This is a genomic window from Lacisediminihabitans sp. FW035 (genome assembly GCF_054880895.1).
This window is the reverse complement of record NZ_CM142187.1, coordinates 1,382,765-1,406,299: the sequence shown is the minus strand read 5'-3', so window position 1 is coordinate 1,406,299 and position 23,535 is coordinate 1,382,765. Positions and strand designations below refer to the sequence as shown.

At 67.1% G+C, this 23,535-nt stretch carries 22 protein-coding genes; 13 read left to right on the top strand and 9 right to left on the bottom strand.

Annotation, left to right across the window (positions count from 1 at the left end):
• Window positions 1-147 precede the first annotated feature (147 nt).
• On the top strand, window positions 148-1,104 hold the full coding sequence (locus tag ACVXZ4_RS06805; protein WP_461797475.1) for a cation diffusion facilitator family transporter: 957 nt from the start codon (window positions 148-150) through the stop codon (window positions 1,102-1,104).
• A gap of 3 nt (window positions 1,105-1,107) precedes the next feature.
• Here ACVXZ4_RS06805 and ACVXZ4_RS06800 read toward each other — a convergent pair whose 3' ends face one another.
• Both ACVXZ4_RS06800 and ACVXZ4_RS06795 read right to left on the bottom strand, forming a co-directional pair.
• A complete protein-coding gene (locus ACVXZ4_RS06800; protein WP_461797474.1) occupies window positions 1,108-1,383 on the bottom strand; it encodes a DUF5652 family protein in 276 nt (91 codons plus the stop codon).
• 178 nt (window positions 1,384-1,561) lie between these two features.
• On the bottom strand, window positions 1,562-2,200 hold the full coding sequence (locus tag ACVXZ4_RS06795; RefSeq protein WP_461797473.1) for a TetR family transcriptional regulator: 639 nt from the start codon (window positions 2,198-2,200) through the stop codon (window positions 1,562-1,564).
• A 65-nt stretch (window positions 2,201-2,265) separates the two neighbouring features.
• Between ACVXZ4_RS06795 and ACVXZ4_RS06790 the strand changes: the two genes are divergently transcribed.
• From ACVXZ4_RS06790 to ACVXZ4_RS06760, 7 genes are all read left to right on the top strand, one after another.
• Entirely contained in the window at window positions 2,266-3,897 is a 1,632-nt protein-coding gene (locus ACVXZ4_RS06790; protein ID WP_461797472.1) for an ABC transporter substrate-binding protein, read from the top strand.
• On the top strand, window positions 3,882-4,856 hold the full coding sequence (locus ACVXZ4_RS06785; RefSeq protein ID WP_461797471.1) for an ABC transporter permease: 975 nt from the start codon (window positions 3,882-3,884) through the stop codon (window positions 4,854-4,856). Before ACVXZ4_RS06790 ends, ACVXZ4_RS06785 begins: the two co-directional genes overlap by 16 nt.
• The gene (locus ACVXZ4_RS06780) at window positions 4,853-5,650 is read left to right on the top strand and encodes an ABC transporter permease (RefSeq protein WP_461797470.1); all 798 of its coding nucleotides are present in this window, start codon (window positions 4,853-4,855) and stop codon (window positions 5,648-5,650) included. Before ACVXZ4_RS06785 ends, ACVXZ4_RS06780 begins: the two co-directional genes overlap by 4 nt.
• Complete coding sequence (locus ACVXZ4_RS06775) at window positions 5,647-7,194, top strand: dipeptide ABC transporter ATP-binding protein (RefSeq protein ID WP_461797469.1); 1,548 nt, start codon at window positions 5,647-5,649, stop codon at window positions 7,192-7,194. The genes ACVXZ4_RS06780 and ACVXZ4_RS06775 overlap by 4 nt, the downstream gene beginning before the upstream one ends.
• Window positions 7,195-7,207: 13 nt before the next feature.
• On the top strand, window positions 7,208-8,854 hold the full coding sequence (locus tag ACVXZ4_RS06770) for a glycoside hydrolase family 13 protein (RefSeq protein ID WP_461797468.1): 1,647 nt from the start codon (window positions 7,208-7,210) through the stop codon (window positions 8,852-8,854).
• A gap of 243 nt (window positions 8,855-9,097) precedes the next feature.
• Window positions 9,098-11,677, top strand: coding sequence for a valine--tRNA ligase (valS, locus tag ACVXZ4_RS06765; RefSeq protein WP_461797467.1), 2,580 nt, complete (start codon window positions 9,098-9,100; stop codon window positions 11,675-11,677).
• A 2-nt stretch (window positions 11,678-11,679) separates the two neighbouring features.
• Window positions 11,680-11,907, top strand: a complete 228-nt coding sequence (locus ACVXZ4_RS06760) for a hypothetical protein (RefSeq protein WP_461797466.1) — start codon at window positions 11,680-11,682, stop codon at window positions 11,905-11,907.
• Between the two features lie 13 nt (window positions 11,908-11,920).
• Here the strand turns inward: ACVXZ4_RS06760 and ACVXZ4_RS06755 are convergent, their stop codons facing one another.
• Window positions 11,921-12,172: a hypothetical protein gene (locus ACVXZ4_RS06755; RefSeq protein ID WP_461797465.1), complete on the bottom strand. Its 252-nt coding sequence runs from the start codon at window positions 12,170-12,172 to the stop codon at window positions 11,921-11,923.
• A 77-nt stretch (window positions 12,173-12,249) separates the two neighbouring features.
• On the bottom strand, window positions 12,250-12,927 hold the full coding sequence (locus ACVXZ4_RS06750) for an ArsR/SmtB family transcription factor (RefSeq protein WP_461797464.1): 678 nt from the start codon (window positions 12,925-12,927) through the stop codon (window positions 12,250-12,252).
• Window positions 12,928-13,040: 113 nt separating this feature from the next.
• On the opposite strand from ACVXZ4_RS06750, the gene ACVXZ4_RS06745 reads away from it, so the two are divergent.
• Window positions 13,041-15,080 carry a M3 family metallopeptidase gene (locus ACVXZ4_RS06745; RefSeq protein ID WP_461797463.1) on the top strand — a complete coding sequence of 680 codons (2,040 nt, stop codon included), beginning with the start codon at window positions 13,041-13,043 and terminating at the stop codon, window positions 15,078-15,080.
• Window positions 15,081-15,193: 113 nt separating this feature from the next.
• On the opposite strand, the gene ACVXZ4_RS06740 is transcribed toward ACVXZ4_RS06745, so the two are convergent.
• Complete coding sequence (locus ACVXZ4_RS06740; protein WP_461797462.1) at window positions 15,194-16,282, bottom strand: benzoate/H(+) symporter BenE family transporter; 1,089 nt, start codon at window positions 16,280-16,282, stop codon at window positions 15,194-15,196.
• Window positions 16,283-17,018: 736 nt separating this feature from the next.
• Window positions 17,019-18,296, bottom strand: a complete 1,278-nt coding sequence (gene clpX, locus ACVXZ4_RS06735) for an ATP-dependent Clp protease ATP-binding subunit ClpX (protein ID WP_461797461.1) — start codon at window positions 18,294-18,296, stop codon at window positions 17,019-17,021.
• A 235-nt stretch (window positions 18,297-18,531) separates the two neighbouring features.
• Here clpX and ACVXZ4_RS06730 point away from each other — a divergent pair, with 235 nt between their 5' ends.
• The 3 genes from ACVXZ4_RS06730 (at window position 18,532) to ACVXZ4_RS06720 (ending at window position 20,617) form a co-directional block, all read left to right on the top strand.
• Window positions 18,532-19,173, top strand: coding sequence for a hypothetical protein (locus tag ACVXZ4_RS06730; protein ID WP_461797460.1), 642 nt, complete (start codon window positions 18,532-18,534; stop codon window positions 19,171-19,173).
• A 106-nt stretch (window positions 19,174-19,279) separates the two neighbouring features.
• Window positions 19,280-19,987, top strand: coding sequence for a YcnI family copper-binding membrane protein (locus ACVXZ4_RS06725; RefSeq protein ID WP_461797459.1), 708 nt, complete (start codon window positions 19,280-19,282; stop codon window positions 19,985-19,987).
• A 3-nt stretch (window positions 19,988-19,990) separates the two neighbouring features.
• Window positions 19,991-20,617, top strand: a complete 627-nt coding sequence (locus tag ACVXZ4_RS06720; protein WP_461797458.1) for a copper resistance CopC family protein — start codon at window positions 19,991-19,993, stop codon at window positions 20,615-20,617.
• Window positions 20,618-20,684: 67 nt separating this feature from the next.
• Here ACVXZ4_RS06720 and ACVXZ4_RS06715 read toward each other — a convergent pair whose 3' ends face one another.
• The 3 genes from ACVXZ4_RS06715 to ACVXZ4_RS06705 all read right to left on the bottom strand — a co-directional run bounded on the left by ACVXZ4_RS06715 (window position 20,685) and on the right by ACVXZ4_RS06705 (window position 22,653).
• Window positions 20,685-21,347 (bottom strand): ATP-dependent Clp protease proteolytic subunit, encoded by a 663-nt coding sequence (locus tag ACVXZ4_RS06715; protein ID WP_461797457.1) that lies wholly within the window; start codon window positions 21,345-21,347, stop codon window positions 20,685-20,687.
• Window positions 21,348-21,363: 16 nt separating this feature from the next.
• Window positions 21,364-21,963: an ATP-dependent Clp protease proteolytic subunit gene (locus ACVXZ4_RS06710; RefSeq protein ID WP_354574997.1), complete on the bottom strand. Its 600-nt coding sequence runs from the start codon at window positions 21,961-21,963 to the stop codon at window positions 21,364-21,366.
• A gap of 93 nt (window positions 21,964-22,056) precedes the next feature.
• Window positions 22,057-22,653 carry a TetR/AcrR family transcriptional regulator gene (locus ACVXZ4_RS06705; RefSeq protein ID WP_461797456.1) on the bottom strand — a complete coding sequence of 199 codons (597 nt, stop codon included), beginning with the start codon at window positions 22,651-22,653 and terminating at the stop codon, window positions 22,057-22,059.
• Window positions 22,654-22,731: 78 nt separating this feature from the next.
• Between ACVXZ4_RS06705 and ACVXZ4_RS06700 the strand changes: the two genes are divergently transcribed.
• Window positions 22,732-23,520: an SDR family NAD(P)-dependent oxidoreductase gene (locus ACVXZ4_RS06700; protein WP_461797455.1), complete on the top strand. Its 789-nt coding sequence runs from the start codon at window positions 22,732-22,734 to the stop codon at window positions 23,518-23,520.
• Window positions 23,521-23,535: the final 15 nt, after the last annotated feature.

Here is a 23,535-nt window from a genome sequence, read left to right as displayed (position 1 = left end):
GCGATGACGGGCCAGCCCCGTTCGGTTCTACCCGGCCGGCGCCCGTGGACGTCTGCCGCTCTTCCGAAGACTCCCCGGTGATGGCCGGATCGATGTCGTTGCCACAATCCTAGGTGAAGTGACTCGGTGGAGTGACAGACTGAATCGGTGACAGACCCCGTTCCGAACGCGACCGCGACCACCGGCGGATCGCTCACGGTCCTGATCGCCCTTGGTGCCAACCTGCTGGTCGCCATCGCCAAGACCTTCGCGTCGGTGATCACAGGATCCGCCTCCATGGTCGCCGAAGCAGCGCACTCGTGGGCCGACTTCGGCAACGAGATCTTCCTGCTGATCGCGGACCGGAGGTCGATGCGGCAGCGCGACGACCCGCACCCTCTCGGGTACGGCCGCGAAGCCTACGTCTGGTCGATGTTCGCGGCCTTCGGCATCTTCACCGCCGGCGCCATCGTCTCGATCTGGCACGGCATCCAGCAGTTGTTCGCCCCGGAGGACGCCACGGACTTCGGCATCGCCTACCTCGTGCTCGCCGTGGCTTTCGTGCTGGAGGGTTTCTCCTTCCTGCAGGCCTTTCGCCAGGCCAGGGCGGGCGGAAAACGGCGCGGGGTCGGCACGGGTTTTTACGCTCTCACGAGTTCCAACGCCACACTGCGCGCGGTCTTCGCGGAAGATGCCGCGGCACTCATCGGTCTCGCGATCGCGTTCCTCGGCATCCTGCTGCATCAGCTCACCGGCCTCGCGGTTTTCGACGCGGCCGGCTCGATCCTGGTCGGCGCGCTCCTCGGAGTGGTCGCGATCATCCTCATCGACCGCAACCGCCGATTCCTCATCGGCGAGGTCCCGGATGCCCGGCTGCGCAACGACGTACTGGTCGGCTTGCTCAGCAACGCCGAGATCGAGCGGGTGACCTACCTTCACCTGGAATTCGTCGGGCCGGGCACGGTGTTCCTCGTGGCATCCGTCGACATCGTGGGGGACGACACCGAGACCCATGTCGCCTATTCGCTGAGACGGATCGAAGAGGCCCTGCGCAGGAACGAACACATCGAGGAGGCGCTGCTGTCGCTCTCGACGCCCGACGAGCCGTCGCTCGTGGTCTCCTGAGGGTCAGTCCTCGACGGTGTGGGTCTGCTGCGGATAGTCGTCGTCTCGGCGGGCATCCTCCACCGCGAGTCTCCGGGTGCGACTGACGCGGAAGATGTAGAGCGCGTCGAGCAGGCCGGCGGTGTTGCTGAGCAGCAGCGCAATGAACCACGGCTTGCTGTCATCCTTCGCCGCGTGCCAGAGGGAGACGCCCTTCCAGGCGAGGGTCCAGGCCGCGAGCAGCGAGATCAGCGCGACCTTGGCAGGCTCGGGCCGCTCGTATTTCAGTGAATGTCCCATCCCGCCATTCTGCGCCGTCTGCCTGGCGGCGGTACAGGGCCTAACGTCCCGGGCGCCTTTCGCAGAAACCGGGGAACTCGCGGAATCCCGGGCCGTTGCGGTCCGACCGGTCCGGCGCGCCGGCCCGGAGTGTCCGCGAACGCCCGGGATGGGCGGGCTGCCGGGCGGGGCGACCGACCTACTCGCTCGGCGGCACCAATGACGCGGTCAGGCCAGCCGAGACGACGTCGAAGGCCTCCGCCATGTATTCGGCGAGGGGGCGTCGGCCGATGCCGTCCCTCGCCCAGACGGTCCAGGCCGCGGAGATGGCACCCGAGAGGGCATTCGCCGCACTGAGAACGAGCAGGTCGTCCGGGGCGCGTCGCAGCTGGCGTGCGAGGAATCCCGCGATGAGGTCCGAGCGCCGGGCGAGGCGGGCGAGACCGGATACCCGGGTCTCCTCGGCCGTGCCCATCACGTCGTCCTGCGTCAGCGCGAGGGGCACCCGGTCCACTCCGATCACGGACACCACGCGAATCGTCGCCGCCCGCATCTCGGCGAGCGCCGGGAGCCCCGGAGGCACCGCCTGCAGTTCCCGCGAGAGGCGGTCGATCGCGGCATCCAGCTCCACCCAGAGCACGTCACTCTTCGCACTGAAATAGTTGAAGAAGGTGTTGCGGCTGACGCCGGCGCGCTGCGTGATCTGCTCGATGGTGGTGAGAGCGTAGGTGTTCTCGAGAAAGAGCTCGGCCGCGGCATCTTCGATCACGGCGCGGGAGGAGGTGCGTGGACGACCGACCGCGTTCGGTGCGGCGTCATTCGGCGAGGGGGGAGCCATGTGATCCTCCGAAGGGGCGTAATATTGTACTGAGTCCAATAATAGAGCCGAAAGAGTCTTCCGTCGTGAAACGTGTCGTCGCCCCCGCCATCTCCATTCTCGCAGTCGCGCTGATCGCCAGCGGGTGCAGCTCCCCGACAACGCCGACGAGCACGAAACCGGTCTCGGGCGGCACCCTCGTCTACGCCACCGGGGACGCCGAACCGACCTGTCTCGACCCCCACGTCGGCGGCAACTACCCTCAGGCCCTTGTGGCCACCCAGTACCTCGAATCCCTGGTCTCGAAGAATTCAGCGGGTGAGATCATCCCGTGGCTGGCCACCAAGTGGACCGAATCACCCGACGGCCTGAGCTGGGACTTCACACTCAAGAAGGGTGTGAAGTTCACCGACGGCACCGACCTCACCGCCGAGGCCGTCGCCGCGAATGTCGCGCATGTGCAGGACCCCGCCACCGGATCCTCCACCGGCTATCTCGCGCTGCAGAAGGTCACCGGGGTCACAGCGGTATCGACGGATATCGCCCGCTTCACCCTCTCGACACCGGACAGTGCCCTGCTCGACTCTCTCTCGCAGCCGTGGCTCGCGATCGAGTCCGCCACCGCCCTGAAGCGCAGCCAGGCGGTCAACTGCGAGTCGCCGGTAGGCACCGGACCCTTCGTCGTGAAGAAGTGGACCCACCAGCAGTCGATCAGCCTGGTGCGCAATGACGCCTACAGCTCTCCGCCGGCGGATGCCGCCCACACCGGCCCCGCGTATCTCAAGGCGATCGACTGGCGCTTCCTGCCCGACTCGGCCTCGCGGTATGCCGCGCTGCAGGCCGGCACCGTCGACGTGATCGACAATGTGCAACCCGACACGCTGGTCGCCGCGAAGAAGTCGAAGGACCTCGTGGCGATCGACGCGCCCCGCCCCGGGGCATCCAACCGTATCGAGCTGAACTCGAGCATCGCGCCGTTCGACGATGCGAGGGTGCGCGAGGCGTTCATCCGCTCCGCCAACGTGGGCGACGCCGTCACGAGCCTGTTCTTCGGCACGGCGAAGCGCTCCTACTCCGCACTGTCGAGCGTGGAGAAGGCCGGGATCTCCGAGCCAGGCCTCTTCGACTATGACCAGAAGGCCGCCGCGAAGCTCCTCGACGAGGCGGGCTGGACGACGAAGAACGCCGACGGCTACCGCACTAAAGGCGGCGCCGTGCTCGAGCTCACCTTCCCCGTGAGCACCAACCAGTCGATCCCCGCCGAGCAATCGCTGTTCGAGCAGCTGCAGGCCACTGCGAAACAGTCCGGGTTCAAGGTCGATCTGAAGCCTCTCGACCTGTCAAGCTGGTACGGCGCCCTCGGCAAGAACCAGTACAACCTGGTGAGCGCCCCCTACACGAAGGTTGGCCCGGATGTGCTGCGCATCCTGTTCGACTCGGCGGGTACGAAGCCGGCTCCGAGCGGCTACTTCGCCAACCACTCCCAGGTCAAGGATCCCGCCCTCGACGCACTGCTCGAGAAGGCCGCCACCAGCTCTGACGCCGCCGAACGCCTGTCCCTGTACAAGCAGGCACAGGAGATCGTGTTGAAGGGTTTCTACATCCTGCCGCTCTACGACCAGCAGAACCACTACCTCCACCGCTCGCTTGTAACGGGGCTGCGGGCGATGCCGACGGTGTCGACCCCCACGATGTACGACTCGTGGCTCTCCCGGTAGGCGCGCTACCGCGGTCCGGCGCCAGACGCCGATTCGCACCGTGGCTGCTGCTGCGCCTCGGGGGTGTGGCCTTCGTGCTGTGGGCGGTAGCGACGGTCACCTTCTTCGCGATCCGACTGATCCCGGGGGATCCCGCGGAGGCGATCCTCGGAGGCCCCGGTTCCCAGGCCAGCGCGGCGGCCCTCGCGAAGGCCCGAGCCGACTACGGCCTCGATCAGCCGCTCGTCGTGCAGTACCTGAACTACCTTGGCCGGATGCTGCGGGGCGACCTCGGCGATTCCTACGCGCTCAAACAACCTGTGGTCGCCGTCGTGGGCGAGAACCTCGGAGGCACCCTCCTCCTCGCGGTGGTCTCGCTACTGGTCGCGGCGGCGATCGCCCTCGGGCTGGCTGCGTGGTCGGCGCGGGGTGGGCGGGTGGCATCCGCTGTCAGCTGGGTGCTCGAAGTGGTGGCCGCTGCCGTGCCGCACTTCTGGCTCGCGATCAGCCTCATCCTGTTGTTCTCCACGACTCTCGGGTGGCTTCCCCCGGTGAGCGTGCCCGGGCCGCTCGGGCTCGTGCCTCCGGTGCTGACGCTGGCTCTGCCCCTGTCGGGCTTCCTCGCGCAGGTGATGCGCGAATCGATCCTCGACGCCATGGCTTCACCGTTCGTGCTCGCCGCCCGCTCCCGCGGGGAGGGCTCCGGCGGGATCTTCTGGCGCCACGCCCTTCGCCATGCGGCGATCCCGGCGATCGGGCTGGCCGGCTGGGCCTTCGGATCGCTCATCAGCGGGGCCGTCGTGGTCGAGACGATCTTCGCCCGCCCGGGTCTCGGGCGCAGCCTGCTCTCGGCGGTGCAGCAGCGGGATGTGCCGCTCGTGCTGGGAGTCGTGCTCGTCGTCGCGCTCGGCTACATGCTCGTCACAACCCTCACCGATCTCGCCGACCGGCTCGTCGATCCCCGGCTGCGTGCCGGATGAGACGCGTGCTTCTTGGGATCGGTGTCGCGGCGCTCCTCTTCCTCGCCCTCGCCGCGATCGCGCCCGGCGTGCTCGCGCCGGGCGATCCACTGGCGATCCACCCCGCGCAGAGTTTCCGCGCGCCCTCTCTCTCGCATCTCTTCGGCACTGACGAGTCCGGTCGTGATATCTACACGCGCATCATCCACGGCACCGCGGCCTCCCTGCTCATCGGCGTCTCGGCGACGGCGATCGGGGTGGGCCTCGCGCTGGTCTTCGGCCTGCTCGCGGGCCTCGGTCCCCGCTGGCTCGATTTCGGGACCACCCGTTTCCTCGAAGTGCTGTTCGCCTTCCCCGGCCTCCTCCTCGCGCTCCTGTTCATCGTCGTCTACGGTCCGGGCGTCGTGACCTCCACGATCGCGGTCGGGCTCGCCACCGCGCCGGGCTATGCCCGCATCATCCGCAGCCGGGTGCTCGTGGTGCGCCGCGCGGCCTACCTCGAGGCGGCGACAGTGCTCGGACGGGGTTGGTGGTTCCGCCTCGTGCACCACCTCCTTCCCAACGTCGCCGGCTCGCTCTTCGTCCTGGTGACCCTCGGCATCGGCCAGTCGATCGTCTGGGCTTCGTCGCTCAGCTACCTCGGTCTCGGCGCGGTGCCTCCCGCCGCCGAGTGGGGCGCGATGCTCTCGGCCGGCCGCACCTACCTCACATCGTTCTGGTGGATGACCTTCTTCCCCGGGCTGTTCATCATGATCAGCGCGGTGGCGACCACGCTGGTCGGGCGCGGACTTCAAGAACGGAGTCGGCTCTCGTGACCGGCCTGGTGAGTGTGCGCGACCTCGCGGTGAGCTTCGGCGCGGTCCCGGTCGTCTCCGGCGTCTCGTTCGACATCGAGCCCGGACAGTGTGTCGCGATCGTGGGCGAATCCGGATCCGGCAAGAGCGTCACCGCACGGGCGTTGCTCGGCCTCACCGGTGGCAGGGTCTCTGCGTCTCAGCTCAGGTTCGATGCGACTGACCTTGCGGATGCCTCCCCACGTCGGCTGCAACGCCTTCGCGGTCGCGACATCGGCTTCATCTCACAGGGTGCCCTCGTGGCCCTCGATCCGCTGAGGCCGGTCGGACGGGAGATCGCCGACCCCCTTCGCTTGCACACCTCCCTCTCCCCCCGGGGAAGGCAGGAGCGGGTGCTCGAACTGCTCTCGGAGGTCGGGGTTCCGAATCCGGCTCTGCGAGCATCCCAGCGCCCGGGCCAGCTCTCCGGTGGTCTGCGTCAACGTGCTGTCATCGCCTCGGCGATCGCCCTGCGACCCCGGCTGCTGATCGCGGATGAGCCGACGACGGCCCTCGACACGACGGTGCAGGCCGGCATCCTCGAGTTGCTCGAACGGTTGAGAGACGACGGTGCCGCAGTGCTGCTCATCAGCCACGACCTCGCCGTAGTGAGCCGGCTGGCATCCCACCTGCTCGTGATGGCCCGGGGTCGGGTGGTCGAAAGCGGCCCCACCGAGCGTGTGCTCGCGGATCCGCAGCATCCCTATACCCGAGGCCTGATCGCGGCGGTGCCGACCGGGCGACCGCGATTCTCGCGGCTGACGGGTGCGGCCGCCGTGGAACGTGCACCGGTGGCCGACGACGAGGTGCTCACGGCCAACGGGTTGTCCAGGAGGTTCGGTTCGCTCGTGGCCGTCGATGACGTGAGCTTCTCGCTGCGGCGCGGCCGCACTCTCGGTGTCGTGGGGGAATCCGGGTCGGGCAAGACAACCCTCGCCCGGCTCGTGCTCGCGCTCGAACGGCCCGACTCCGGCGAGGTGACCATGCTCGGTGAGCCGTGGAGCGGGCTGCCCGAGACGGCGAGACGATCCCGTCGGCCGCGCATCGGAGCGATCTACCAGGATGCCCTCAGCTCATTCGATCCGCGCTGGACCGTCGAGCGCATCCTCTCGGACGCCCTCGGCCGCGCCGCCGGGGTGCCCGCGCTGCTGCAGTCGGTCGGCCTCTCCCCCGAGCTGGCGGGTCGCCGCCCGCGGCATCTCTCCGGAGGTCAGCAGCAGCGCGTCGCGATCGCGCGCGCCATCGCGCCGCGTCCCGACATCCTGGTCTGCGACGAACCGGTGTCGAGCCTGGATGTGTCGGTGCAGGCGCAGGTGCTCGACCTGCTTGACGACCTGCAACGCTCGCTCGGGCTCAGCTATCTCCTCATCACCCACGATCTCGGGGTGGTGCGACACATGAGCGACGACGTGCTCGTGATTCGCGACGGTCACGTGGTCGAATCCGGCCCGACGGAAGACGTCTTCCGGGCACCGCGGCGGGAGTACACGAGGGGGCTGATCGCGGCGGCGCCGCACCTGCCGTGAAAGACTTGCTCGGATGAGCATCGATAACACGCCCGCGTGGTGGACCTCGGCCGTCGTCTACCAGATCTACCCGCGAAGCTTCGCGGATTCGACCGGTGACGGCATCGGTGACCTCGGCGGCATCCGGGGCAAGCTCGACCACCTGCAGGAGCTCGGGGTGGATGTCGTGTGGCTCTCCCCCGTCTACCGCTCACCCCAGGCCGACAACGGCTACGACATCAGCGACTACCGGGACATCGACCCTCTGTTCGGATCGCTCGCAGAGTTCGACCTGCTGCTCGCCGAGGCGCACGCCAGGGGCATCAAGATCGTGATGGACCTCGTCGTGAACCACACCAGTGACGAGCATGCCTGGTTTGCGGAGTCGCGGTCGTCGCTCGACAACCCGAAGCGCGACTGGTACGTCTGGCGCGACGGGGTGGACGGCCGTGAGCCGAACCTCTGGCGCAGCATGTTCGGCGGACCGGCCTGGCAGTTCGACGAGGCGACGGGCCAGTATTACCTGCACCTCTTCGCGGTGAAGCAACCCGACCTCAATTGGGAGAACCCCGAGGTGCGAACCGCCGTCTACGAAATGATGAACTGGTGGCTCGACCGGGGCGTCGACGGTTTCCGCATGGACGTGATCAACCTCATTGCGAAGGTGCAGTCCGACCTCGTCGGCAACAGCCCGGGATTCGTGATGGGCGACCAGGTGCACGACTACCTGCAGGAGATGAACCGCGAGGTCTTCGCCGGACGGGATGCAGACCTCCTCACGGTGGGAGAGACACCCGGGGCGACAGTGGATGACGCCATCCGCTTCACCAGTTCGGATCGGCTCGAGCTCGACATGGTATTCCAGTTCGAGCATGTAGGACTCGACCACGGCCCGCGAACCAAGTTCGACAACGTGCCGCTCAAGCTCGTGGATCTCAAGCGTTCGCTCGGGCGCTGGCAGTCGGGCCTCGCCGAATCCGGGTGGAACAGCCTCTATTTCAGCAACCACGACCAGCCGCGCTCTGTCTCCCGCTTCGGCGACGACGGGGAGTTCCGGTTCGAGTCCGCGACCCTGCTCGCCGCCATCCTGCACCTGCACCGCGGAACGCCCTACGTCTATCAGGGTGACGAGATCGGCATGACGAACGCCGGCTTCACGACGATCGAGCAGTACCAGGACATCGAGTCCGTGAACTATTACGCCGAGGAAGTGGCGGCTGGCGCCTCCCCCGCCGACGTGCTCGACTCGCTCGCCTTCCGCAGCCGCGACAACGCCCGCACCCCCGTGCAGTGGGATGCGACCCCCCTCGCCGGCTTCACGACCGGCACGCCGTGGCTTGCCATCACGCCGAATCACACCACCATCAACGTCGCCACCGATCGCGCGGCGGGATCCCGCTCGATCTTCGAGTTCTACCGCCGGCTGATCGCACTGCGGCATGACTCGGCGGTGGTCTCGGTGGGCGATTTCGTGATGCTCGAGCCGGAGCATCCGACTCTGTACGCCTTCACACGTTCTCTCGGTGACGAGGAGCTCGTGGTGGTGGGCAACTTCTCGTCGGGGGTGCTCGAGCTGCCAATTCGCGTGTCGGGCGAGTTGGTCATCGGTAACTACTCGGAGGTGCCGGATGTCGCGGGCGCGCTGCGGGCGTGGGAAGTGCGGGTAATCAGGCGGGACTGAATTTCGGGGTCGGAATCTCCCGTGCCCAGCGCGTTCGACAGCATCGCCCCTGGCGAATAGGTCAATTCCGCCTGTTGAACGCCCCGGTCGATGAAATTCTGCTGTTGAGCGAACAGCCCTCTCGGCGCCACCCTGCCCGGCGCCGAAAGGCCGCGACCCTGCCCCGCGGTAGAATTGCCCCACCACGACATTCAGGCACCTCATCATCGACTCGGTGCCGCCCATACAGAACCGGAGAACGCCATGGCGTCCGAAATCTCGCGAAATCAGATCCCTGACAAGCCCGCCCTCGAAGGGCTCGAAGCCAAGTGGGATGCCGCGTGGGAGTCCGCCGGCACGCATCGGTTCGATCGGGCCAACGCCACCACAGACAACGTCTTCTCCATCGACACCCCGCCGCCGACGGCATCCGGAAGCCTGCATATCGGGCACGTCTTCAGCTATACGCACATGGACCTCATCGCGCGCTACCAGCGCATGCGGGGCAAGAACCTCTTCTACCCGATGGGCTGGGACGACAACGGCCTTCCCACCGAGCGTCGCGTGCAGAACTATTACGGCGTACGTTGCGACCCGACCCTCCCGTACGATGCGGCCTTCGCGGCGCCCCTGGAAGGCGGTGACAATGCCTCCTCAAAGGCCGCGGACCAGCTGCCCATCTCCCGTCGCAACTTCATCGAACTGTGCGAGAAGCTCACCGCCGAGGACGAGACCCAGTTCGAGGATGTCTGGCGCAAACTCGGCCTCAGCGTGGACTGGACCCAGAGCTACCGCACAATCGGCGACGAGGCCCAGACCGCAGCCCAGCGCGCGTTCCTGCGCAACCTCGCCCGCGGCGAGGCCTACCAGGCGGATGCCCCGACCCTGTGGGACGTGACGTTCCGCACCGCCGTCGCCCAGGCCGAGCTCGAGGACAAGGAGCAGCCGGCTGCCTATCACCGCCTGGCCTTCCACGGCGCCGAGGACGACGTGTTCATCGAGACCACCCGCCCGGAGCTGCTCGCGGCCTGCGTCGCGCTGGTGGCGCATCCGGACGACGAACGGTATCAGCACCTCTTCGGCACCACCGTGAAGACGCCTCTGTTCGGCGTGGAGGTGCCCGTGCGCGCGCACCACCTCGCCCAGAAGGACAAAGGATCGGGCATCGCGATGGTGTGCACTTTCGGTGACGTGACGGACGTCGTCTGGTGGCGCGAACTCGACCTCCCCAACCGCACGATCATCGGCCGCGACGGCCGCATCGTGGCGGATGCGCCCGAAGCTATCACCGGCGATGGTCCGCTTGCGGCCTACGCCGAGCTCGCCGGCAAGACCGTCTTCAGCGCCAAGGCGAAGAGCGTGGAACTGCTCAAGGCCAGTGGCGAGATGATCGGAGAACCGAAACCGATCATGCACGCCGTCAAGTTCTTCGAGAAGGGCGACAAGCCCCTCGAGATCGTGTCGACCCGGCAGTGGTACATCCGCAACGGAGCGCGCGACGAAGCGCTGCGCGACGCCATGCTCGAACGTGGTCGGGAGGTCAACTTCGCGCCCGACTTCATGCGCGTGCGCTACGACAACTGGGTGAACGGGCTCACCGGTGACTGGCTCATCTCCCGCCAGCGGTTCTTCGGTGTGCCCATCCCGGTCTGGTACGAGTTGGATGCCGACGGCGAGAAGGGTGCGGTGATCGTCCCGAGCGAGGATGCGCTGCCGGTCGACCCGGCCTCCGCCCCCGCCCCCGGCTTCGACGAGAGCCGCCGCGGTGTGCCCGGAGGCTTCATCGGCGAGGTCGACATCATGGACACCTGGGCCACCTCCTCCCTCACGCCGCAGATCGCGGGCGGGTGGGAGCGCGATCCCGAACTCTTCGACCTGGTGTTCCCGTACTCCCTGCGCAGCCAGGGGCAGGACATCATCCGCACCTGGCTGTTCTCCACGATGCTGCGCGCCGAGCTCGAGAACCACAGCGTGCCGTGGAAGAACGCCGGTATCTCCGGCTTCATCGTCGACCCCGATCGCAAGAAGATGTCGAAGTCCAAAGGCAACGTGGTGACCCCCGCTGGCATGCTCGACGAGCACGGATCGGATGCCGTGCGTTACTGGGCGGCCTCGAGCCGGCTCGGCACCGACGCGGCCTTCGACCCTCAGAACCCCAAGCAGATCAAGATCGGGCGACGCCTGGCGATCAAGGTCTTGAACGCGGCGAAGTTCGTCTACTCCTTCCCCGCGCCCTCCGCGGAACTCGCGATCACCCACCCGCTCGACGTCGACATGCTCGCCGAGCTGTCGGAGGTCATCGCCACGGCCACTGCTGCGTTCGATGCCTACGACCACGCGAAGGCACTCGAAGTGACGGAGAAGTTCTTCTGGACCTTCTGCGACGACTACCTCGAGCTCGTGAAGGAACGGGCGTACTCCACGGACGCTCCCGAGGCGCAGGCGTCTGCAGCTCTGGCGCTGAGAACCGCTCTCGAGGTGATGCTGAGGTTGTTCGCCCCGTTCATCCCCTTCGCGACCGAGGAAGTGTGGTCCTGGACCCACGACGGCTCGGTGCACGTGAGCGAGTGGCCGACTGCCGCCACGGATGCCGAGCCCTCCGGTCTGCTTGCGCACGTTGGCGAGGCCCTCATCGGTATCCGCCGCGCGAAGACCGACGCGAAAGCATCACAGAAGGCGGATGTCACGTCCGCGACCATCAGCGGGCCGGCGCAACTCCAGCTCGCCCTCGACGACCTCCGGGACGTGGGACGGATCGCCACCGTCGACTTCGTCGAGGCGCCGGAGATCAGCGTGAGCGATGTCGTGCTCGCAGAGGTAGCCGTACCACCGACGGAGGGCTGATCATGCAGATGGGAACACGATGGGCCGTGGGCGCCGAGGCACCCTCGCGCCTCCCTCAACTCGTCGTCGATGCGGTGAAGTCGGTCGAGGCCGAACTCGCCGGGATCGACACCAGCCTGCTGCGGTGGACGCTCACCTGGCTGGAGGGTAACCCCGTCGTCGAGCTCGACGACGGCACGATCATCCGCTATTCCGGCGGCGAAGTCTTCATCGTCGCACCCTCGGACTAGGGTTAGCGCGCTCTCAGATCAGGCGCTGCGGGCCGGGGATCGACGCGTTCTCGCGGGCTTCGCGTTCGAGCGCGTTGTGGTTGCTCAGGGACAGTTCGTCCCAGGTGCGGAACGAGCGGTTCGCATGGTTGCGCGCCCAGCGGAGCATCGCGACGCTGAGCCGCATTATCGCGCGGTCCATCGTGCTCGGGCGGGAGTGTCCCCTCACGCCGTCTCGCGTGGCGGAGAGGAGCAAATCGAGGTCTGTTGCGGTGGCAGTGGTCATCTGTTTCACCTCTTTCTGTGTCTCAAAGGTAGGGTCGACCACCGACATTGCGGTGGTCCGATCGGGGGCGAGAATCGTCATGATTCACGCGTTTCTTCCCGCTGCTCGGAGGGGTTCCGATCGACGGAAGTGACCTCCCCGTCGATGACGGGGAAGGCGTTGAAATGGATCTGCACGGGCCGGGATCCGGGCACGTTCTGACCCCGGAACTTGTCGATGTGCTCCTCGGCGAATCGGGCGAATGCCGCACCCACCTCGGCGAGCTGCTCGGCTGTGAGACGCACGTTGATCGTCGTGAGCTCGGAGACGTCCGTCCAGGAATCCGGCAGCTCGTCCCAGCCGTGCTCGACGAACTCGCTCAGCTGCTGCGAACGATTGCGCTCCCACTGCCTCAACACGAGGCTCGAGGAGGCGCGGGCCGCCGGCGAGTCGGCGATGTTTCGATCGGACAGGCTGATGCCTCCCGGTACCCTCTCCCACCAGCGCTCGCGACCGGTGCCCTTACCCTCGACCTCACGCACAAAACCGTGGCGCTCGAGTTGACGGAGATGGTAGCTCGTCGCTCCGCTCGATTCGCCGAGACGATCGGCGAGACCGCTCGCGGTGAAGTCACCGTAGGTGGAGAGAACGTCGAGGATCTGCACCCGGAGCGGATGCGCGAGCCCTTTGAGGGAGTCGAGGTCGACGACCCTCATGTCGACCGTCCGCTTCTCCGGCGGGGAGGCCGGGGGCGTCGGGTTCGAGGTTTCGGTCATGATGCAAAGATAGCATTGCAAATGATTCTTTGCAACATCTCTTTTGCAACGGATTATTTGCAAGTGGCGCTGTGCACCCGATCTCTCGCAGCAGGGCAGCCTAGGCTGGAGCAATGGTTGAACAGAATCCCTTCTTCGCGCCCAGCACCCTCCCCTACGGTCTCCCACCGTTCGCGGACATCACGGACGAGCATTACCGGCCGGCCTTCGACCGCGGGTTCGAGGAGCAACTCGCCGAGATCTCCGCAATCACCCGCCGTCGCGACATGCCCACGTTCGAGAACACGATGATCCCCCTGGAGAAATCGGGCCAGACCCTCGAGCGCGTCGCGACGGTGTTCTTCAACAAGAGCTCGGCCGACAGCACCGATTTCACCAACGATCTCGAGGAGGAGATCGCTCCCCTTCTCGCCGCCCACTCCGACGCGATCAAGCTGGATTCCCAGCTCTATTGGCGCATCAAGACCATCCACGACCAGCTGCCGGACCTCGACCTCGATGCCGAATCCCGCTACCTGGTGGAGCGGTATTACTCGGAGTTCACGCTCGCCGGCGCCGGGCTCGACGAGAGCGAGAAGACGAAGCTCCGGGAGTTCAACCAGAAGCTCTCCACCCTCACCACCCGTTTCGAGAAGAACCTCCTCGCCGACACCAACGAGCTCGCCGTGGTGATCGAGGACGTCGCCGAACTCGACGGACTCGAGGCGGGCGAGATCTCGGCCGCTTCTGAGGCCGCCAAGGAACGCGGGCTCGAGGGCAAGTACCTGGTGACGCTGGTGCTACCGACCGGTCATCCGTACCTCGACGCCCTCACCGATCCGGTGGTACGTGCTCGCATCATGGCCGCATCCCGCGCCAGGGGCAGCCACGGCGGAGCCAACGACAATCGCGAGCTCGTGCTCGAGATCACCCACCTCCGGGCGCAGCGCGCGCGTCTCCTCGGCTTCAGCAACCACGCCGCCTATGTCACGGCCGACGAGACGGCGAAGACCCCCGAGGCCGTCGCCGCGATGCTCGGTCGGCTGGCCCCGGTCGCGGCGCGCAATGCCCGCGGCGAGCAGGAAGACCTGCAACTCCAGGTAGCGAATGGTGCTCCGATCACCGCCGCCGACTGGGCGTTCTACACCGAGAAGGTGCGCATCGCAAAGTACGACGTGGACACGGCGCAGATGCGACCCTACTTCGAAGCGGAGCGAGTACTACAGGATGGCGTGTTCTTCGCCGCCAACCAGGTCTACGGGGTGACCTTCACCGAGCGTCACGACCTCGCGGCGTACCATCCGGATGCCCGCGTTTTCGAGGTGCACAACGACGACGGCACCCCGGTGGGTCTCTACCTGCTCGACCTCTACACCCGCGATTCGAAACGGGGCGGGGCGTGGATGAACCCGCTCATCTCGCAGAACTCGCTTCTCGACCAGCCCGTGACTGTGGTGAACAACCTCAACGTGCCCAAGCCGGCGGCCGGTGAGCCCACCCTGCTCACCTACGACGAGGTGAACACGTTCTTCCACGAGTTCGGGCATGCCCTGCACGGGCTCTTCGCCCGGGTGACCTACCCGAAATTCGCCGGAACCAACGTGTTCCGCGACTTCGTGGAGTTCCCGAGCCAGGTGAACGAGATGTGGATGCTCTGGCCCGAGATCCTCGCGAACTACGCCGTGCACTACCAGACCGGCGAGCCGATGCCCGCCGCATTCGTAGAGAAGATCCAGGCGTCATCCGCGTTCAATGAGGGCTTCAAGACCAGCGAATACCTGGCCGCCGCGATGCTCGATCAGGCCTGGCACCGCCTCTCGGCCGACGACACCGTCGACGATGTCGCAGAGTTCGAGGCCGAGGCCCTCGCCGCGGCTGGGCTCGACAACCCGGCCGTGCCGACGCGGTACTCGAGTGCGTATTTCGCGCACACCTTCTCCGGCGGATACGACGCGGGCTACTACTCCTACATCTGGAGCGAGGTGCTGGATGCTGACACCGTCGACTGGTTCACCGAGAACGGCGGACTCACGCGAGCGAACGGCGATCGCTTCCGCGACCGCCTGCTCGGTGTCGGCGGATCGAAGGATCCGCTCGAGGCCTACCGCGACTTCCGCGGCAGGGATGCCGTGATCGAGCCACTGCTCAAGCGCCGCGGCCTGCTCGGCGCCTGAGTCGGTCCGGTGGGGCTCCGCGCCCGAGCAGACTCGGGGGCTCCGCGCCGCCGGGTGACACCCGTGCCCGCCCGTTCGGGCGCGCGTGTCACCCGCGGGCGCGACGGGCGCGCTCAGGCCACTCGGCGACGCCAGCCGAGCCACAGCATGACGACGGCCCCGACCAGCAGGCCCCAGAAGGCCGATCCGACTCCCCCGACGACGATCCCGGATGCCGTCACCAGGAAGGTGAGGATCGCCGCGAGTCGGTGTGCCGCATCCTCCACCGCAGCCACGACCGCACCGATCAGCGCACTGAGCAGCGCGAGCCCCGCGACCGCCTCGATCAGCAGGGGCGGCGACGCGGACACGAATGCCGTCGCCACACCGGCGAGCAGACCGAGCGCGATATAGGTGGCCCCGGCCGCGACGGGAGCGATCCAGCGTTTCGTTCGGTCCGGTGATGCTTCCGGACCGGCCGTCAGCGCCTGGGTGAGAGCCGCGAAGTTGACGGTGATCCCGCCGAAGAGTGCCCCGACGCCGGACATCACCCCCGAGGAGACGAGCGCCGAGCGCACCGGCGCGCGATAGCCGAAGTTGTTGAGAATGGCGGCACCCGGAATGTTCTGCCCGGCCATCGTGACGATGAACAGGGGAATCGCGAGACTCACGACGACGAGAGGATCGAAGACCGGTGCCACGAAGACGAGTTGCGGCGCGAGGTGCGCACCCGCGAGCCATCCGTCCCCCGCGGTGACCGCGAGCAGTATCCCGGCCAGGACTATCGCCGCGGGCACCGCCCAGCGCGGGGCCAGTCGGTACAGCACGAGCCAGACCAGGATGACCGGGATCGCGAGCAGCGGGATGGCGACGGCAGCCTTCACCGGGGCGAGGCAGAGCGGCAACAGGATGCCAGCGAGCATGGCACTGGACACCGGTCGCGGGATCCGGCCGATGAGTCGCTCGAGGGCCGGCCAGAGTCCGACAAGCACGATGAGTGCTGCCGCGACGATGAAGGCGGCCACCGCCTCGGCGAACCGCCCGGTGACGCCGGCCGTCGCGACGAGGAGGGCGGCGCCCGGAGTGCTCCAGGCGAACTTCACCGGCACCCGGTAGACGGCGCTCAGCACGATCGACAGCACACCCTGCACGACACAGATAGCCAGGAGGCCGGATGCCGACTGGGACTCCGTCGCCCCGACGGCGGCGAGCCCGGCGAGCACGATGGCGAACGAGCTCGAGAACCCGGTGATGGCGGCGACGATCCCCGCGATGATCGGCTGGACTATGGGCTATCGGGCTCTCTCGTCGGGGATGATGCCCCCAGCCTAGGGGCGCGCGCCAGCCGCCGTCCCCGGCCAATCCTGCACCTGTGGACTTTGCACGCGCACCGGAGGCATCCGCTGCGAGCCGGCCGCACTCCCCCTCACCCCGCGGCATCCGCCCCACCCTCCCTCGCAAATGCAGGAAGGCCCGTGACTCGAGGGGCAGATGAGCCTCACCGGTCACAGCCGTCACGTGCAGTCCTGCATTTCGTGCGCCACCGCACCTGCGCTGAGCGAGCCAGACCCAAGCCTCCACCGAATCTGGCGACGGGCGACCCGCCCGCAGGACCGATGGACTTAGACCGTGGTGACGTCGATCAGCTCACCTCAGCGTCTAGAACCGCCAAAAGTCGTGCTGGATGGGCAGTTCACTGCTCGAGCTGAACCCGGATTCTGCGGCTCACCGGTGCACAGTTGGTGCGAGGGGAACCGTGCCGCTCGCCATGCTCGTCTACTCCCCAAGGGTTCCGGAAGATTAAACCCGCAGCATCCGTCCGCTCCTCGTCGCAAATGCAGGACTTGGCGACACTCGTGGGGCGGATGCGACTCACCGGCCACACGGGCCACATGCAGTCCTGCATTTCGAACGATAGGGCAACCCAACCGGCACCCGCACCCTCCGACCGCGGCCGGATCAGGCGGACTTCTCCTGGCGCGGTGCCTTGTGGTTCACGATCGTCGGGAGGGCGTTCTCGAGCACCGCTGCCTTTGTGACGATGACGCGGGCGATGTCGTCGTTCGACGGCACATCGAACATGATCGGCCCGAGTACCTCCTCCATGATCGAACGGAGCCCGCGGGCACCGGTCTGGCGCAGTACGGCGAGGTCGGCGATCGCTTCGAGCGCATCTTCTTCGAAGTCGAGCACGACGCCGTCGAGGTCGAACATGCGCTGGTACTGCCGCACGAGCGCGTTCTTCGGCTTGGTGAGGATCTCCATCAGCGCGACCTGGTCGAGCGGGGTGACCGTGGCGACGACGGGCAGCCGGCCGATGAATTCGGGGATGAGTCCGAACTTGTGCAGGTCTTCCGGCAGCACCTCGCCGAAGAGGTTCACGTCATCGCCCTTGCTGTGAAGCGGGGCGCCGAAGCCGATGCCCTTCTTGCCGGCCCGCTGGGAGATTATCTCCTCGAGCCCGGCGAAGGCGCCGGCGACGATGAACAGCACGTTGGTCGTGTCGACCTGGATGAACTCCTGGTGCGGATGCTTGCGACCCCCCTGCGGAGGGACGGAGGCGACGGTGCCCTCGAGGATCTTCAGCAGTGCCTGCTGCACGCCCTCGCCCGAGACATCCCGGGTGATGGACGGATTCTCGGCCTTGCGGGCGATCTTGTCGATCTCGTCGATGTAGATGATGCCGGTCTCGGCGCGCTTCACGTCGTAGTCCGCAGCCTGGATCAGCTTGAGGAGGATGTTCTCCACGTCTTCGCCGACGTATCCGGCTTCGGTCAGCGCTGTGGCATCCGCAACGGCGAAGGGCACGTTGAGTCGCTTCGCGAGGGTCTGGGCGAGGTAGGTCTTGCCGCACCCGGTGGGACCGATGAGCAGGATGTTCGACTTGGCGATCTCCACGTCGTCGATGACGGCATCCGCCGAGGTGATGGTGTTGCGGGACCGGATGCGCTTGTAGTGGTTGTACACCGCGACCGAGAGCGCCTTCTTCGCGGCTTCCTGGCCGATCACGTACTCCTCGAGGAAGTTGAAGATCTCGCGGGGCTTCGGAAGCTCGAACTCGCTCGAGGACTCTTCGCCCGCTTCGGCAAGGCGCTCCTCGATGATCTCGTTGCACAGCTCGACGCATTCATCGCAGATGTACACGCCGGGACCGGCGATCAGCTGCTGCACCTGCTTCTGACTCTTGCCGCAGAAGGAACATTTGAGCAGATCGGCGCTCTCACCTATTCGAGCCATGCTCGGCCTCCTCCTGGTCTCGGCCTGTGCTGTGCCCCGCTGTCTGGGACCGCAGCCCTGCAATCAGCGGGTTGTCTGACACGACCGTGGGTCAGATACAGAGCCTAACGCCAGTAGACGACACTGTTCGCACCATGACGATATTCGACCCCGGCGAGCCGCGCCGGCGAGGGCCCCGGTCGGGGCGATCTAGACTTCGAGGGCAGCCGAAAGACACCGGCACCCGGGAGCGCAGATGACCACCAGATGGGCGAGGTTCGCCCGCGGGTGGATCGCGGCGGTCGTGTCACTCTTCGTGGCCGCCTGCTCCCATGCGCTCGCCGGCGGCGCCCTTCCCGCCACTGCCGGCCTCGCCCTCTGCCTTGCCTTCTCCGGAGCGGTCTGCGTGCTGCTGGCCGGAAAGACCCTGTCCCTCGCCCGCCTGTCGCTCGCGGTCGCGCTGAGCCAACTGCTGTTCCACGGCCTCTTCAGCCTGCTGACGGCCACGCCGGGCACCGCCGCGCCGGTCGGGGCGGGCATGCACCACGGTGCCGGCTCGATGGTGCTGCAACTCGGCTCCGCGACATCCTCCGCGCCATCCGTCGCCGCGATGTCCGCGGATGCCGACCTGCGAATGTGGGCCGGCCACGCGATCGCCGCGCTCGTGACGATCGCGGCCCTCAGTTTCGGCGAGCGCGCGTTCTGGGGACTCCTGCGGCTCGCACGGCTCTGTATCTCGCACAGCATCTCGCGCATCGTGGATTCGATTGCTCCTCCCCAGACGGCTCGGAGACCGCGGCTTTTCCCGACCGACCGACCGACCACGGCGATCCCCCGCGCGCTCGTCTTCTCGATTCATCGGCACCGGGGACCGCCCGCTCTCGCGTTCGCTCCCTGAACCACCCGGCAGGCGACGCTTGCCCGGCCACCAATTTCGACCCCCGCTCCGAATCTTCCGTGAGCGCTGCTCCGGCTTGCGCGGGCGTCACAAACCAAGGAATGACATGAAGAAGAGAACCCTCATCACCACGACGATCGCGGTGGGGGCCGGCGCGCTGCTGGCCATCGCGGCTCCCCTCGCCGCGAGCGCCCACGTCGAGGTGACACCGAATACTGCCGCCGCGGGAACCTATGCGGACATCACGTTCCGCGTGCCAACCGAATCCGCGACGGCGACCACCACGAAGGTCGAGGTCGACATCCCGGCCGCTACGCCGTTTGCGAGCGTGAGCTACGTCGCGGTGCCCGGGTGGGACGTGCAGCTGGTGTCGGAGACGCTCCCGAAGCCGGTCACCGTCGACAAAGCACAGCTCACCGAGGCGGTGACGAAGGTGATCTGGACCGCCCAGCCCGGATCGGAGATCAAGACCGACGAGATCCGCGAGTTCACGCTCTCGGTCGGGCCGGTGCCCGAGACGGGCAAGATCGTGCTCAATGCGCTGCAGACCTACAGTGACGGATCGATCGTGAAATGGACCGGAACGGGCGAGAACGCCGATCACCCCACCCCGGTTCTCTACGTGAACGACCCTCCCGTGGACGACCATGACGCGGATGCCGTGGTCACGCCGTCCGCGGGGCACGACTCCGGGACCGCCGCCACCTCATCGACGGACACCCTCGCCCGCGTACTCGGCATCGGTGGACTGGTCGTGGGCGCGGTGGGCATCGTGCTCTCCGTGGTCACGCTGCGCCGCAGAGCCTCGGTCTAGCCGATGACACGTCGCTCCCGGCTCCCCCTCGTGATGCTCGTCGCGCTCGCGGCGGCGCTGGGGGCGACCGTGCCGGTCCTCGGCCAGGCCGCTCCCGCGGAGGCTCACAACTACCTCGTTTCCTCCGTGCCCAGCGCCGGTGAAACCCTCACAACGCTGCCGAAGGACTTCGAGGTCACCACCAACGGCATCCTTCTCGACATCGACGGAAACGGGACCGGCTTCGGGCTTCAGGTGACGGATGCCTCGGGCGCCTACTACGGCGACGGCTGTGTGACGGTCTCGGGGACATCCTTCTCGACACCGGCCGCACTGGGTGCCGCCGGCGCCTACACCGTCACCTGGCAGGCGATCTCCACCGACGGGCACACGGTGTCCGACAGCTACTCCTTCACCTGGCAGCCGCCGGCCGGCTTCACGCCGTCCACCGGCAGCACGACGGTGCCGGACTGCCACGGCACCGCCTCGGTCAACGAGAGTCCGGCTCCCGGGGCCGGTACCACCGGGGCGCAGACCGTCGACACCGGGACTCTCAGCACCGTGCTGTGGATCGGGGGCGCGTTCCTCGCGGTCGCCGCCGCCGTCATCCTCACGCTCGTCATCACCGGGCGCCGCCGAAAGACGCCCTGACGCTGCCAGTAGGCAAAAACGAAGGGCCCGGATCTCTCCGGGCCCTTCGTGTCGTGCGAGGCGACTGCTACTTGGTGATCGCCGGGATGTTCTTGCGCGAGGTGAGCACCTGGTCGACGAGGCCGTAGGCCAGCGCCTCTTCACCGCTCAGGATGTTGTCGCGGTCGATGTCCTTGTTGACCTGCTCCATCGTGCGGTTCGAGTGACGCGACAGCGTCTCCTCGAGCCACGAGCGCATACGCAGGATCTCGCGGGCCTGGATCTCGATGTCCGAGGCCTGGCCGCGACCGGAGTCGCCCGTGGACGGCTGGTGGATGAGGATGCGGGCGTTCGGCAGGGCGAGGCGCTTGCCCGGCGTCCCGGCCGCGAGGATGACCGCCGCAGCGGACGCCGCCTGGCCGAGCACCACGGTCTGGATCTGCGGACGCACGTACTGCATCGTGTCGTAGATCGCCGTCATCGCGGTGAAGGATCCACCGGGCGAGTTGATGTACATCACGATGTCGCGGTCGGGGTCCTGACTCTCGAGCACGAGAAGCTGGGCCATCACGTCATCCGCCGAGGCGTCGTCGATCTGCACGCCGAGGAAGATGATGCGGTCTTCGAAGAGCTTCGCGTACGGGTCCTGGCGCTTGTAGCCGTAGGCCGTGCGCTCCTCGAAGGTGGGGAGGATGTAGCGGGCCTCAGCCGTGGGACCCGCGAGCCCCGACGGCATGTTGATGTGTTCCATGTCTGTCTGCCTGTCTCTACTTCTTGGTAACGGACTCGTCGGTGCCGCCGCCGCCGATGACCTCGGAGGCGAACTCGCGGAGGTGGTCGACGAAGCCGTACTCGAGGGCCTGCTGGGCGGTGAACCAGTTGTCCCGGTCGCCGTCGATGATGATCTGCTCGGGGGTCTTGCCCGTCTGCTCTGCGGTGAGCTCGGCCATCCGCTTCTTCATGTCGAGGATGAGGTTGGCCTGCGTCTGGATGTCGGCGGAGGTTCCACCGAATCCACCGGACGGCTGGTGCAACAGCACTCGCGCGTTCGGGGTGATGTACCGCTTGCCCTTCGTGCCCGACGAGAGCAGGAACTGCCCCATCGATGCCGCCATGCCGATGCCCACGGTGACGATGTCGTTCGGCACGAACTTCATCGTGTCGTAGATCGCCATTCCGGCAGTGATCGATCCACCGGGAGAGTTGATGTAGAGGAAGATATCGCGCTTCGGGTCCTCTGCCGCCAGCAGCAGGATCTTCGCGCAGATCTCGTTGGCGTTGTCGTCACGCACCTCTGAGCCAAGCCAGATGATGCGGTCCTTGAGGAGTTGGTCGAAAATGCTCGAGACCAATGCCGGTTGGGCCATTGTTGCGCTCCGTTTCAGTTTGTCGCTGGTGACGAATCTATCGGAGGCTCGGGGCCCACACTGCCGTGTTCGCCGTGGGCAGAGCGCGGGGGGTCAGTCGTCGCGCGACAGTCGAGCGACGACGAGGCGCGTCTCATGCTCGACCGTGGTCGGCCAGGCGACATCGGACTTGTGCAGCCGCAACGACACGATGCCGTGAAGGGCGGCCCACACCCGGAACGCGACGACGGATGCCTCGGCAGGCTCCATCCCCTCCGCCGCGACGAGCAGCGCGGCGGCATCGTGGATGAGATCCCACCGGTCGTCGTCGGCTGAGTGCTCGGGGATACCGAGCTGGTCCGCGCTCTCGAACAGCAGCTGGTAGCCGCCGGCGTGGGTGAGCCCCCAGTCCACGTAGGCGGCGGCGAGGGCATCCAGCCGGTCGGACGGGGTCGCGATCGCCTCGATACGAGCAGTGATGTGCCCGCGCAACTGGTCGAGCTGGGCGTCCACCACCGCAGAGATGAGCGCCTGCTGGGACGCGAAATGCAGGTAGACCGCGGCGGGCGACACGGAGCAGGCGCGCGCGACGGCGCGGAGGGAGGGCAGGGCGATCGACTGCGGGTTCAGCAGAAGCCGGCTCGCGGCATCCACAAGTTCGCGCCGCAGTTGGTTGCCTTCGCCTCGGGCATTGGGCTCGCGTCTGGTCATCGGTGCTCCCACTGGACATTCAGGTGTACATATGTAAACCTACATGGGTAAACACCCGTTCATCGAGAAAGGTCCCCCGTGCCCATCGACCATCGCAGCACCACCGCCCTCATCACCGGCGCGAGTTCCGGACTCGGCGAGGAGTTCGCCCGCCAGCTCGCCGCCCGGGGCGCAGACCTCGTGCTCGTCGCGCGCCGGCTCGATCGTCTCGAGACCCTGGCGGCCGAACTGCGCTCTGAGCACGGCGTCGCGGTGACCGTCTTCGCCGCGGACCTCTCGCACCCGGGCGCGGCACGTCACCTGGCCCAACGGATCGAATCACTCGGCCTCACGATCGAGTCGCTCGTGAACAACGCCGGCTTCGCCACACGCAACCGGTTCGAAGAGGAGGATCCGGCCCGCATCGCCGAGGAGATCGACCTCAACGTCGGCGCGCTGGTGGACCTCACCCGCGAGTTCTATCCCCGCCTGCTCGCGTCGGGCCGCGGCGTTCTGGTGAACATCGCGAGCACAGGCGCGTACCAGCCGGTGCCGTTGATGGCCGTCTACGGGGCGACCAAGGCCTTCGTGCTGAGCTTCACCGAAGCGCTCTGGTACGAGGCGAAGGACACCGGCCTGAAGGTACTCGCCCTCTCACCGGGCGCCACCCGGACCGAGTTCTTCGACGTCGCGGGAGAGGATGCCCGGGTCGGCGCCTTCCAGACCACCGGCCAGGTCGTGCGGCTCGCCCTGCGCACACTCGATCGCCGCAACCCGCCGCCGAGCGTGATCAGCGGCGCGGCAAACCGTGCCACGACCATCCTCACCCGGCTGCTCTCCCGCCGCGGCCTCGCGACCGTCACGGGCCGGATCACGGCGCGCGCCTGACCCAGCCCGCGCGGG

Bases quoted from the DNA above. Each gene is read 5' to 3' on its own strand.
- ACVXZ4_RS06720 (WP_461797458.1), top strand. From the start codon at position 19,991: ATGACACGTCGCTCCCGGCTCCCCCTCGTGATGCTCGTCGCGCTCGCG.
- ACVXZ4_RS06725 (WP_461797459.1), top strand. From the start codon at position 19,280: ATGAAGAAGAGAACCCTCATCACCACGACGATCGCGGTGGGGGCCGGC.
- ACVXZ4_RS06755 (WP_461797465.1), bottom strand. From the start codon at position 12,172: ATGACCACTGCCACCGCAACAGACCTCGATTTGCTCCTCTCCGCCACG.
- ACVXZ4_RS06730 (WP_461797460.1), top strand. From the start codon at position 18,532: ATGACCACCAGATGGGCGAGGTTCGCCCGCGGGTGGATCGCGGCGGTC.
- valS (WP_461797467.1), top strand. From the start codon at position 9,098: ATGGCGTCCGAAATCTCGCGAAATCAGATCCCTGACAAGCCCGCCCTC.
- clpX (WP_461797461.1), bottom strand. From the start codon at position 18,296: ATGGCTCGAATAGGTGAGAGCGCCGATCTGCTCAAATGTTCCTTCTGC.
- ACVXZ4_RS06780 (WP_461797470.1), top strand. From the start codon at position 4,853: ATGAGACGCGTGCTTCTTGGGATCGGTGTCGCGGCGCTCCTCTTCCTC.
- ACVXZ4_RS06760 (WP_461797466.1), top strand. From the start codon at position 11,680: ATGCAGATGGGAACACGATGGGCCGTGGGCGCCGAGGCACCCTCGCGC.
- ACVXZ4_RS06800 (WP_461797474.1), bottom strand. From the start codon at position 1,383: ATGGGACATTCACTGAAATACGAGCGGCCCGAGCCTGCCAAGGTCGCG.
- ACVXZ4_RS06705 (WP_461797456.1), bottom strand. From the start codon at position 22,653: ATGACCAGACGCGAGCCCAATGCCCGAGGCGAAGGCAACCAACTGCGG.
- ACVXZ4_RS06770 (WP_461797468.1), top strand. From the start codon at position 7,208: ATGAGCATCGATAACACGCCCGCGTGGTGGACCTCGGCCGTCGTCTAC.
- ACVXZ4_RS06710 (WP_354574997.1), bottom strand. From the start codon at position 21,963: ATGGCCCAACCGGCATTGGTCTCGAGCATTTTCGACCAACTCCTCAAG.
- ACVXZ4_RS06745 (WP_461797463.1), top strand. From the start codon at position 13,041: ATGGTTGAACAGAATCCCTTCTTCGCGCCCAGCACCCTCCCCTACGGT.
- ACVXZ4_RS06750 (WP_461797464.1), bottom strand. From the start codon at position 12,927: ATGACCGAAACCTCGAACCCGACGCCCCCGGCCTCCCCGCCGGAGAAG.
- ACVXZ4_RS06795 (WP_461797473.1), bottom strand. From the start codon at position 2,200: ATGGCTCCCCCCTCGCCGAATGACGCCGCACCGAACGCGGTCGGTCGT.
- ACVXZ4_RS06715 (WP_461797457.1), bottom strand. From the start codon at position 21,347: ATGGAACACATCAACATGCCGTCGGGGCTCGCGGGTCCCACGGCTGAG.